Below are 11685 nucleotides of genomic sequence, written 5' to 3'. Positions count from 1 at the left end.
TCAGTCTCACCTTGACAGGCTGATACCTTGCATACTCGCACCGTCCAGTGCCTGGTCCCGATAGCTGCGTGAAGGAGTCCTTCGAGTGAACACGGCTGCAAGGTGGCTCACCGATCAGCGGAGGATCTGGATCGCGGTGCTGATCGTGGCTGTGGTGGCGGGTATCGCCGCGGTCGTGTGGGTGAACCGCTCGCCAGAGCAGCCGCAGGAGGTATCCGTGTCGTACGGCCGCTTCCTGATTTCGCCCCGGCTCGACTCCACTCCGGTGCCGCGGTGGACATTGCGCGCTGCCGACTTGTCCGACGAGCCCGGTGCGGTTCTGCTGGCCGCGCCGCAGAACCTGGGTGGCTATTACGGCTACAGCTCGCCGATGGACGCCGGGGCGATGATCGTCGCGGCAACCGCAGTGCCCGGCGAGCCCAGGCCGGGCGAAAATGCTGGACTGGCCGTCGGACCGGTGCGGATGCACGGCATCGATCCGGATACCGGCCAGGTTCGATGGACGACCGATGTCGGCGAACTCGTCAGCTGCCGTGAACAGGTATTCGACGGACAGCTCGCCTGCCATGGCACGCATCGAGTGTTGATCATCGAGGCTGCCACGGGCGCGGTACTCGGGGACCATACGACGGACTTCGACGTCATGGACGTGACAGTGCGGGACGGCGTCGTTTCGGTAGCCGGCCGAACCGCGGACTGGATGACCGCTGTCGTCACGCGAGGGACCACTTCCGATATCGACGCGACCTGGCGGCGGACGTATCCGACGCCCATTTCCGGCGACCCGGTCAGGCCCAGGATCACGCAGGACTACTTCCTGGACGGGCACGACCATGGCGTTCGCGTCTACGATCTGCGTACCGGCGAGTTGCTGTTCACCGGCCCCATTGCCTACGCGTTCGACGGCGGCATTGTCGCTTCCCAGGTGTTCGACCGCGGCGGGAGCGCGGGACGGGTCACGCTTCTCGATCGCAATGGCCACCCGATCACCGAGGTCGGCAACGCGAGCTTCCTCCTCGAGTGGTACCCGACCGCGACTGCGACGCCGCCGCCGATCCTCACCGGCGAGAGTGCTTACGAGCGAACGACAGGCCGAGTCCTCTGGACCAATGCGCAGATCGGTATCGACGAGTACGCCGGACGCAAGAGCGCGATACAGGGAGTAGTGGATAACACCGTGATCGTCCGATCGCTCGATGGATCAGAGCTGGCCGGCCTCGATCTCACCGACGGACACCGAATCTGGCAGCAGCCGACGCCGTTCTCGAACAGGTCGCGCTACGACGGCATAACCGACGCGAGCCACCTCATTCTGACCGACGGCACCACCGTGCACGCGATCAACGCCGCAGACGGTTCGACCGCCTGGTCGATGCCGTCACCGCCCAGTGGTGATCCCAGACTGCGCTCGGCGGTGAAGGCGATGGGTGGCCGCATGGTCATGGTGACGGCGCAGGAATTCACCGGATACGCTGCGGCATAATGTGACTTGATATTCGACGGCGGTGGCCGACGTTCACTCCAGGCGAGTGGGATGCCTTCGCAGCAGACGTACAGGCCGGTAAGTTCACCCACCCCACAACGTAACAGCTCCCAACCACAGCCAACGGCCTCAGTCCCACCCCTAATGGACCTGAGGCCGTTCCCATTTCAGCCCAGCGAACGCGTGGCACACGGGACCCGCGGGCTATCCCCGTTCGGTCAGGGACGCGATCAGCGGGAACTTGGTGCTGAGGGTGATCGCCGGAGCCGGAGTGGGATCCGGTTTCTCGATGGTCAACTCGAACCGCCGCATGATGGTCGACAGCGCGAGTTGCATTTCCATCATCGCGAACGCGTTGCCGATGCAGAGGTGTCCACCCGCGCCGAAGGGCAGGTAGATGTTCCGGTCACGAGCGGCGACCGCGTCGGCCGCGAAGCGGTCCGGGTCGAAAATGTCCGGCTGATCCCAAACCTCGGGGTTGCGGTGTGCGTGGTAGTAACTGAACATCACCGGGGTGCCTGCCGGGATGAGGTGGCCCCCGATCTCATCGTCCTCGCGCGCGCGGCGTTGTCCCATCCAGACCGGCGGCATCAGCCGCAACACCTCCTCTATCACCTGCTTGTTGTACGCCAACGCGGGCAGGTCGGTCATGGTGGCGTGACCGCCGGACAACGAGGTGTCGACGTTGTCGCGCAGTCGCTCACGCACCTCTGGATGCAGTTGCAGGAGCAGAATGGCCGATGTCAGGGCCGAGGCGCTGGTTTCGTGACCGGCGAAGAGCATGGTGACGACCTCGTCACGCAACTCTTTGTCGGTGAAGTTCTCGCCGGTCTCGGCGTCGGTGGCGTTCATGAGCATGGCCAGCAATCCACCGTTGTCGTTGGCGCGGAGCTGGTCGATCACCGAATAGACGATGGCATCCATCTCGCCGATCGCCCGCCAGAAGCGGCGGTGGCTCGGAGTCGGAAACTGCAAGGGGATCAACGGCATCCGGATGAACTTTCCCAGTTCGTCGTTCACCCGCTGTGTCGCGCTGGAGAAACCGGTCACCTCCGGTCCGTGCGGATCCATCCCGAACAGAGCTCGCACCACGACTCGCAATGCGAGGTGGCTCATCTGCTCGCCGACATCGATCGTTCGGCCGGCGCGGGCGTGCTCTGCCCATTCGTCGCACATGGCGTCGATCTCGGCCACCATGATCTCGCTGAGCGCGTTGATCTTCTTGTGGTGAAAGGCGGGTTGCACGAGGCGCCGGTTACGTCGCCATGTGTCGCGGTCGGCGATTGTCGCCAGCCCGCGGCCAGCGAACGGCTCCAGGATGTCGTACATCTCGGTCTCGCGGGTGAAGTTCACCATACGTTCCTGCAGTATGTACTTGATGTGGTGCGGATGCGTAACGCCGACCATGCCCCCGTTGATCAGCTGGAATCGAAACACGTCACCGTGCTCGGACCTGGCGTCGGAAAGGAACGTAATCGGGTCGGTGAGAAAGCGCTTCGTGTTGCGAAGGCGTCCGGTGACCATCGGAGGCAAGTCACGGACACTGGTCGAGATAGACATCACAGCGCCAAGTAAAGCCGACAACGGGGTACTTTGCCACGGTTGGCGATCGTGCCCGAAAAACTGTCCACGGTTCGTCCGGTCGACTCGCCGTGGACAGCCCGGACACTCAGACGGACAAGACAATTCGCGACCTGCTCCACACGGTGTACGGGTGCGTTCCGCGCCCGCCGCGAAGGGCGACCAGATCCACGGACCGATCGTGACGCTACAACATCAGCCGTGCTGATCGGGGTCACCATGCGGCGGCTGGTCGCTGTCGAATCGTCAATCGTCGAAACGGCTGCGATCAGGGACGTATTCCCATTCCGGGACATCGGAATTCGGTACGGCGGCTCCTGCTGCCCCACCGATCAAGAAACCGGCGACGGCGCCGATACCGAAGCCGAGGTGATGGGGAACAGGACGAAAACGGTTGTACGACAATGCATTGTCGGCGACGGCTCGGCCTTCCCCACGGCTGGGCACCTCGCCGCCTACGCCGGCATCGCGCCGATCACCCACCGTTCCGGCAGCTCCATCCGCGGTGAGCATCCCGCCTGCTCCGGCAACCACAAACTCGAACGCGCGCTGTTCCTGTCCGCGTTCGCCGCCCTGCACGATCCAGCCAGCCGCACCTACTACACGCGAAAGCGCGAGGAGGGCAAGAAACACAACGCCGCCCTGATCTGCCTGGCCCGACGCCGCTGCGATGTCCTCTATGCCATGCTCGAAACCAAACAGCCCTACCGAGATTCACCCACAATAGCGAGTACCCGCTAGCGTGCGTCCTCCCGGTCACCGCGCAACACCACCACAACCGCGGCGTCCGTCTCGCCGATGGCCTGGTCGATCCTCAACGTCTGCTTCGACTGGGATTCCTCGACGACATGCCGATAGGACGGCGACAGCAGAGACTCCACCTGACCGAGCACGCCGGAACCAACCCCAGCGGTCTTGGGGCGGTGACGCCAATAGATCCAACCCCGCCGCTCCGCCCACACCGCAACCCGATCGACAACGATCACCGCCAAGACCAGACCGGCCACCCCGAACGCCCCATGCACGCAACAACCTCCCGCCGCTTGAACACCACCCCGAACCAACGTACTCGACGAAAACCACAGGGCCCCCCGAAACCCCACCACCACAAGGGAATCGCCCCCGTCGAACTGGACATGTGATCACGTGGAAGCTGTGGCGGCATCGCCCGAGAAGCCTCCGCCACCAGTGCCACCTGATCTTGATCGCGCCTCGGGCTCGCGCTGTCTGGGTGAGACTTGCCACCAGCGCCCGATGGACTCGGCGGTGAGGGTTGTTCCGGACGTGTCCACGGTGGTGGCGAGTCGCACGTCTCCGTTGGTGGTGGCGATCGTCATCGGGAGGCTGGCGATAACCGATCCAGTGTTCACCATTCGAAATGGAGCCTGAAGTATGGAGCTCCAGGCGTCCGGCAACGCCGTACCTCCGTGTCCAATGCTGTTGAGCCCGAACGTAACTCAGTCGCGATCCAGTACGCGGCACGGCCGATGTCTTTCACCTCATCCGGGACCACTTTCGTGATATGCCCGCTCGCTGATTCCATCGATCTCGGTCAGGATCTGCCGCAGGAAGGGTCGGGGTGGCAGGCCGGGTGCCTCGGGGGCGGCGAGCAGGGCTTCCACGACCGGCGCGAGCGCGGGGGCGCTGTCCACGGCCACTCGAACGAAGCCGAGTTCGGCGCACCGAGAAAGCACCGGAGCCAGGCAGGCGATCGCCTGATCGGTTTGTCCGGCGGCGGAAAGGCAACCGCCGTACAGCAATTGAGCCTGCAAGAGCGCGCGGGGGCGAGGCTGGGTGCGGATTTCGGCGACGATCTGTTCGGCAGCGGCGGCGGCGCGCTCGGCTGCCGACGGTGACTGTTGGGCGAGTAACAGACGAATGGCCGACTCGTGGGTGAGTTCGGCGGTGACGGCGAGTGGGTGGTTCGGTTGCCGGTGGTACGTGGGCAGGTGCTCGAGCGTCCGCCGGTCGTCGTCGGTGATCGGCAGACCCAGTCGTACCCGCTCGTTCACGATGCGGGCACTCAGCCGTGGCAGGGCGATGTTCTCCGCGACCGTCTGCCCTTCGTCCAACCGTCGTCGTGCGGCATCGCGGTCGCCGCGCAGTGCCGCCGCCCTGGCACCGGTCCCGTAGGTGGCGACCAGGAATTCCACCGCACCGGACGCGACCCCCGGACCGGGTGCCAGCAACTCGGCGGCTTCGGCGTATTGCCCTTTCTCGTAGAGCAATTCACCGAGCAGGCCGCTGGCCAGCCGGGTCGCGTAGGATTGGCTGCCGCTATTGCTGGCAAGGGTGAACGCGGAGCGGAAGAGCGCCTCGGCTTCGGCGATGTCGAGTTGTTCTTCGGCGGCTTGGCCAGCGATGCAGGCGCCGTATACCACGCCGGCCAGGCCGTTGATGCAAGTCCGGTAGGGCTCGGCCCAAGCGTGCCAGCGGCGGGCGCCGGCGAAATCGAAACGGTAGAACGCGGCCGCTTCCGCGGTGGTTGCCGCGACGCTGGCGAAGAACGATCGTACCGGCTGTTGCAGCCATGCCACGGCGGCATCCGGGAAATCCTTGAACCGGTCCGTCACAAGGTATTCCGCGGTTCGCGTCACATCAGCTTGGATGCGCAGATCCACGGTCCCGGGATCGTCCGGTGCGGCGGTTGCCAGTGCCGCGTCCACGCGATCCAGCGCGGTCCGGGTGGCGGCGGGGCGCAGGAGCGAGATATTGGCCCAGGCCACCGACAGTTGCAGCTGTGGATCAGCAACCGTGATCTCGACGGGCAGCTTCCTCACCAGCCCGAGGAAGGTGGCCATCCGAGAATCTTCGATCAGCGTGTCGGCATGTTCTTGCACCAGTTGTTTCGCCTGCTCAGCGGCACCGGCCGCGAGCGCGTGATCCACCGCTTCGGTGAGCATTTCGTGCTCGGCGAACCATGTCGACGCGGTCAGATGGAGCTGTTCGAGCAAGCCGGGATGCTGCCGGATCAGTCTGCGGCGCAAGAAGTCCGCGAAGAGCGCGTGATAGCGGAACCACCGCAGCTCGTCATCGACGCTGCGCAGGAACAGGTCTCGGCGCCGCACCTCCTCGAGCTGTTCCTGCCCTGACCGCACTCCGGTCAGCGCCTCCGCGAGATCTCCGCAGATGGTGTCGGTGACCGCGGTCCGAATGACGAAGTCGAGCATCGTCGGTTCGAGCGCGCCGACGACGTTTTCCATCAAGTATTCGCCGATGGCGTAGTGCTGCCCCGTGATCTGGTGCAGGTAGCTCCCGGGATCCTCCTTGCCGCGCAGTGACAGTGAGGCGAGCTGCAGCGCCGCCACCCAGCCCTCCGTCGACTCGCGCAGCCGGTCGACCTCGGCGCCGGAAAGGTGCAATCTCTTCACATCAACCAGGAAATCCGTCGTTTCCCCGGAATCGAAGCGCAGTGCGCTCTCGTCGATTTCCACCAGCTCGTCCTGAACGCTCATGCGCCCCAACGGAAGACCGGTGCGAGTGCGGCTGGTGACGATCAATCGCAGGTAGTCGCCCCCGTTGTCGAGCAGGAACTCCATCGCGGCGAGGGTCGCCGGACTGGTCGCTTGGTGCCAATCGTCGATCACGACGGCAACGGGCTCCGCACTGTCGTGGATCTCGTTGATCAGGGCCGTCATCACCTGCTGCGCCGCGGCGGCGGAATGCTCCTCGAGAATCTGCGTCAGTTCGATCGCCAGCGTGGGACGAACCTGCCGAATAGCCTCTGCCAAGTGGCTCAGGAACCACACGACATTGTTGTCGTCCTCCGCGATCGCCAACCAGGCAACCCGGACGCCGTCCGCGTCGAGGGCGTGCGCCCACTGTGCGGCCAGGGTGCTCTTGCCGAAACCGGCCGGACCATGAATGAGGACCAGCCGCCTGGATTGTCCCTCCCGTAAGGTCTCCAGCAACCGCGGGCGATCGACCAGCCGGCGCAGCGTCGTCGGTGGACGGAACCGGGTCTTCGGCGCCGATTGCGGTCCCAACGCGGTTGCGGCCGTCGACGTGGTCGGCCGGATCGGCCGACCACCCGCGACCGACACGGCTTCGACGGATCCGTCGCGCTCCGGGGCGGCCATCGTGTCCACCGGCAGACCGCAGGAGAACTGCGCGGTGCGCAACCGCTCGCCGAAGTCCCTGGCAGTGACCGGCCGGTCGGCGGGGTCGGTGGCCATCGCGGCTTCCAGGACGGCGCACACCATTGCCGGTACGCCGACGGATCGCAGATCGGGGACGGGTTCTGAGGTGATGCGCACGAACTGCGCCACCATCGATTCGCCCGCCTGGCGCTCGAACGCGGCGTGGCCGGTGAGAGCCGCGAACAGCGTCGCACCCAGCCCGTAGATATCGGAGAGAACCGTCGGAGGTTCGCCGCGTATTACCTCCGGGGCCGTATAGGCCGGGGTCCCCGCGACGACGCCGGCCGCTGTCTCGAACGCGCCGCCGACGCGCGCAATACCGAAGTCCGCCAGCTGCGGTTCACCGTAGTCGCTGATCAGCACGTTAGCGGGATTGACGTCGCGATGGATGACACCGCTGGCGTGCGCGGTCGCCAGCGCGCCCGCCAGCTTCACGCCAACGGCAAGTACCTCCTGCCACGGCAACGGTCCGTCCGCGCGAATCCGTGCGTCGAGTGAGCCTCTGCGGTGCAGGGGCATCACGATGAACGGCCGTCCGGTCGGGGTGACGTCGGTCGTCAGCACCTGGACGATGTTCGGGTGGGTAGCGAACTTCCCGAGCGCACGTTGTTCGCGCAGGAAGCGGGTCCGGTCCTCATCATCGACCGTGGAGCCGAGAACCTTGACCGCCACTTCCCGATCGAGTATGGACTCGATGCACCGGTACACAATGCCGAAGGCGCCGCGGCCGATCTCTTGGGCGTCGGTGAACCCGGCCGCAGCCAGTTCCGCTGCGATGCCGAAAGTCAGGTCGCGTTGCGTCCCCTCGGCATTACCTTCGGACACCGACCGATCACCCGATCAACCGCTCACCCGGTCATCGGCGCAGTCTTCTGGGAAATTCGCGCGTTTGCTGCGGCCTGCCACTCGGACCGCACCACGAGCGACTCATGTACTTACCTCTCGAGGCGAAAACCAACTGGTCCCGACACGTCGATCATAAGCCGCGACGACGGGAGCAGTGGGCCAGGCATCGAACTGGCCGCGGCGCCACCGGCAACGCTCATTCGGCGCAAAACCCGACGAGGTCGGATTATCTTGGGGCTATGCCTACTATGCCGGATCGGATACCGGCCGAGGGTGCCCACGATGCGTTGATCGGGCACCTCGAGGCCCATATGGTTGCGCTGACCTTTGTGGACAATGCCGGGATAACCAGGGTGAAATCGGTGCCGAAGGGGCGGTTGGCGCATGCCGCCAAGTTCGGGATCGGGGTGTCGCCCTGTTTCGAGACGTACACCTTCGACGATCTGATGTCTGTCGGGCGGTATCTCGGCGGACCCGATGGTGATCTGCGCCTGATTCCCGATCTGTCCCGATTGACCGAACTCGCCTGTCAGCCCGGATGGGCCTGGGCGCCCGCCGATAAGTTCACCCAGGACGGCACCCGCTTCGTCGCCTGTCAGCGCGCCTTCGCGACCCGGCAGGCCCAGGTGGCCGAGCATGCCGGCCTGCGACTGTCGATGGCATTCGAGACGGAGTGGTCGGTCGGGCGCGCGGACGTCGACAACGATTTCGTCCCAGTGATATACGGGCCCGCCTACAGCATGATCCGGTTGAGCCAGGTGGGCGAATACGCCAGTGATCTCGTCGCGGCATTGGAGCGCCAGGAGATCGCCGTCGATCAATTCCATCCGGAATACGCACTGTCGCAACTGGAGTTGTCGGTCGTGCCCAATGATCCGGTCGCGGCCGCCGATGACGCGATCCTGGTGCGGCACACCATCCGGCAGGTGAGCGCACAATACGGTTGGCGCGCACTGCTCGCGCCGTGTATCGAGCCCAGCAGCGCGGGTTCCGGTGCGCACCTGCACCTTTCACTGCACGATGACGAAGGACCGCTCTTGGCCACGGGCACGGGTCCCTATGGCATGCGCCCCGCGGGCGAGGCTTTCCTGGCCGGTGTGCTGCGGGAACTGCCCGCCCTGGTCGCGATCGGCGCGGGCAATCCGGCGAGTTTCCTTCGGCTGCAACCCTCGCGCTGGGCCGGGGTCTGGCAATGCTGGGGTCGGGAGACGCGGGAGTCCGCGCTGCGCTTCATCACCGGTGTGCAGGGCACCCAGGACTGGGCGGCCAATGCCGAGGTCAAATGTTTCGACGCGACCGGCAATCCGTATCTGATCGTCGGTGCGGTCATTGCCGCCGGACTCGCCGGTGTCGCCGAAGAACTGCGGCTGCCCGCCGAAATCACCGGCGATCCGGTAAGTTTCGATGCGGAACAACTCATGCTGTCGGGTGTGCGACGGTTGCCGACCAGTTCGATGGAGGCCGCCGACGCACTCGCGGACTCCAAGGTGCTCGCCGAAGCACTCGGCGTCGAATTGCACGATGCGCTGCTCACGGTGCGCCGCGCCGAGGCGGAACGCTATCGGGATATCAGTCCGGCCAAGGTGGTCGAGCTGACCCGCTGGCGGTTCTAGCGTGCTCACTGACGGTGTCGGTCTCACCGATCACCATTGTCACGGCGTCGTGGCCGCGGATCTGGACCGCCCCGGTTTCGAGCGACTCCTCGGTGAGGGACAACACGGCACCTTCGATTCGGCGATCGGTCTGGCGGTAAGGCGTTGGTGTGCACCGATTCTCGACCTTGAACCACATGCGAATGCGGAGCGGTATCTGGCGCGCAGGGCCGAGCTCGGCTGGCGCGAAGCGACCACCCGACTGCTGTGCGCCGCCGGCACGACCCGATGGTTACTCGATACCGGATTCGGTGGTGGACGAGCGGAATTCGCCGCCCTCGCCCCCGGCGAAGTATGCGAGATCGTCCGGCTCGAACAGGTGGCCGAGCAGGTGATCACCGAAATCGGAGCGGCGAAAAGACCTTTCGAGGATATCGAGACCGCATTGCGTGGTCGGGCCCGAAATGCCGTCGGCCTCAAGACAATCGTGGCCTACCGCTGCGGCCTGGACTTCCCCCGCACCGATACACCGCCATCGACACTCGTCCACGAACTCCGCCTCACCGATCCGGCGACGCTCGGCTGGCTCGTCGGACTCGGCGCTCGCATCGGAGCCGAACTCGGCCTGCCGCTGCAGTTCCACACCGGATTCGGTGATACGGATCTGCGGCTCCAGTCCGCCGATCCGCTACTGCTCGCCGACTTCCTGCATGCCACCGCGGGCACCGGACTATCGGTCATGCTGCTGCACTGCTGGCCATTCCATCGCAACGCCGCCTACCTCGCCCACGCCTTCAACCATGTGCACCTCGACCTCGGCCTGACCATCCCCTACGTGGGACAACGAGCCGACGCCGTACTCGCCGAAGCACTCGAACTCGCCCCGTTCCGCGCCTTGCTGTACTCCTCCGACGGCTGCGGACTCCCGGAACTGCACTACCTCGGCGCACTGCTGTGGCGGCTCGGTCTCGGCCGCCTGCTCGACGAGTGGATCGCCGACGATGCCATCACCCTCGCTGACGCCGAACGGCTCGTCACGGCGATCGCCAGCGGAAACGCCGCGCGCACCTATCCTGAATGATCGCGCGATCCATCGGAGGGACTATCGTGCGGCGGCGATGGCAGCGGCGAGTCCGTTGAACACCTGGCTGGAGTCGAGTTTCTTACCGTTGACGAAGACGGTTGGAGTCGAGTTGACGTCGCCGTTGAGGACCTGCTTGGTTTTGTCACGGACATAGGTGTCGTATTTGCGATCGGTAATGCATTGGGCGACAGCCGGATCGGTGTAGCCCGCCTTCTTGGCGATCTCGATGAGCTCGCTGTCGGGTAGGCCACTGCCGCCCTCGGCGGGCTGCTGTTCGAACATCGCGGCGAACCAGCCCTGATATTTCGAATGATCCTGTCCCGCAACGCAATATGACGCATTCGCGGCGCGCGAGGAGTACTGGGTCGAGGAGGCGCGGTCCAAGAATGAGATGACGTCGTACTCGATGACCGCCGTGCCGTCCTTGGCGGTGTCTTCGAGAGTCTTGGCATTGCGTTTCTCGAATTGTTGACATGCGGGGCACTGCAGGTCCGCGACCACGCGAACAACGACCTTCGCATTCGAATCGCCGACGCGGACCGTGCCGGTGGCGGTCAGCCCCGCCGGGGTCGTCCCGGAACCGGCGGCCGCCGCCGTGGCGGCACCCGAAATGACCTCGGTACGACTCTGCACCACAACGACGCCGACCACGCCCACGCCGACGAGCAGCAGTGCGGCGACCACGGCCAGAATGACGACTGCGGGTTTGGTCGACCGCGACGCCGACGGCGGACCGGCCCATCCACCCTGCGGGTTGCTCACGGTAGCTTCACCACGCTTTCGCTCGCCGAAAAGTTCCGCTCCGCACGATAGCGGTTGCCGAACGCGGCATGCTCGTCCGGTCGCGCGCCGACGACGCCTGACTGCCGATTTCTTGCGGCCAACTTTCGCGAATATTGAAGTGCGCACAGCCCTGCGGGGAATCTAGCGTTGAAAGGGAACAGACCGAACAAGGAAGGA

At 65.2% G+C, this 11685-nt stretch carries 8 protein-coding genes; 4 read left to right on the top strand and 4 right to left on the bottom strand.

The annotated features are described in order from the left end of the window. The first annotated feature begins 85 nt into the window (after nt 1-85). Nucleotides 86-1483 (top strand): PQQ-binding-like beta-propeller repeat protein, encoded by a 1398-nt coding sequence (locus AB0L63_RS17540; protein WP_364501406.1) that lies wholly within the window; start codon nt 86-88, stop codon nt 1481-1483. A 204-nt stretch (nt 1484-1687) separates the two neighbouring features. Here AB0L63_RS17540 and AB0L63_RS17535 read toward each other — a convergent pair whose 3' ends face one another. After that, the gene (locus AB0L63_RS17535) at nt 1688-3007 is read right to left on the bottom strand and encodes a cytochrome P450 (RefSeq protein WP_364501403.1); all 1320 of its coding nucleotides are present in this window, start codon (nt 3005-3007) and stop codon (nt 1688-1690) included. Nucleotides 3008-3283: 276 nt separating this feature from the next. Between AB0L63_RS17535 and AB0L63_RS17530 the strand changes: the two genes are divergently transcribed. After that, nucleotides 3284-3805: a transposase gene (locus AB0L63_RS17530; protein ID WP_364501876.1), complete on the top strand. Its 522-nt coding sequence runs from the start codon at nt 3284-3286 to the stop codon at nt 3803-3805. On the opposite strand, the gene AB0L63_RS17525 is transcribed toward AB0L63_RS17530, so the two are convergent. Together AB0L63_RS17525 and AB0L63_RS17520 are read right to left on the bottom strand one after the other, a co-directional pair. Then, nucleotides 3802-4089, bottom strand: coding sequence for a hypothetical protein (locus AB0L63_RS17525; RefSeq protein ID WP_364501400.1), 288 nt, complete (start codon nt 4087-4089; stop codon nt 3802-3804). The genes AB0L63_RS17530 and AB0L63_RS17525 overlap by 4 nt on opposite strands. Nucleotides 4090-4563: 474 nt before the next feature. Continuing rightward, complete coding sequence (locus AB0L63_RS17520) at nt 4564-8028, bottom strand: protein kinase (protein ID WP_364501397.1); 3465 nt, start codon at nt 8026-8028, stop codon at nt 4564-4566. A 260-nt stretch (nt 8029-8288) separates the two neighbouring features. Here AB0L63_RS17520 and AB0L63_RS17515 point away from each other — a divergent pair, with 260 nt between their 5' ends. Both AB0L63_RS17515 and AB0L63_RS17510 read left to right on the top strand, forming a co-directional pair. Beyond that, nucleotides 8289-9662, top strand: a complete 1374-nt coding sequence (locus AB0L63_RS17515; RefSeq protein ID WP_364501394.1) for a glutamine synthetase family protein — start codon at nt 8289-8291, stop codon at nt 9660-9662. Between the two features lies 1 nt (nt 9663). Beyond that, a complete protein-coding gene (locus AB0L63_RS17510; protein ID WP_364501392.1) occupies nt 9664-10722 on the top strand; it encodes an amidohydrolase family protein in 1059 nt (352 codons plus the stop codon). Nucleotides 10723-10743: 21 nt separating this feature from the next. Here AB0L63_RS17510 and AB0L63_RS17505 read toward each other — a convergent pair whose 3' ends face one another. Beyond that, complete coding sequence (locus AB0L63_RS17505; RefSeq protein WP_364501389.1) at nt 10744-11487, bottom strand: thioredoxin domain-containing protein; 744 nt, start codon at nt 11485-11487, stop codon at nt 10744-10746. Between the last annotated feature and the right edge of the window lie 198 nt (nt 11488-11685).

Source organism: Nocardia sp. NPDC051990, from assembly GCF_040680755.1.
In the GTDB taxonomy this organism is placed as follows: domain Bacteria; phylum Actinomycetota; class Actinomycetes; order Mycobacteriales; family Mycobacteriaceae; genus Nocardia.
Note: the sequence above shows the minus strand (reverse complement) of the source record. Positions and strands in the feature narration are given on the sequence as shown.

Bases quoted from the DNA above. Each gene is read 5' to 3' on its own strand.
- AB0L63_RS17515 (WP_364501394.1), top strand. From the start codon at position 8,289: ATGCCTACTATGCCGGATCGGATACCGGCCGAGGGTGCCCACGATGCG.
- AB0L63_RS17535 (WP_364501403.1), bottom strand. From the start codon at position 3,007: ATGGTCACCGGACGCCTTCGCAACACGAAGCGCTTTCTCACCGACCCG.
- AB0L63_RS17530 (WP_364501876.1), top strand. From the start codon at position 3,284: ATGCGGCGGCTGGTCGCTGTCGAATCGTCAATCGTCGAAACGGCTGCG.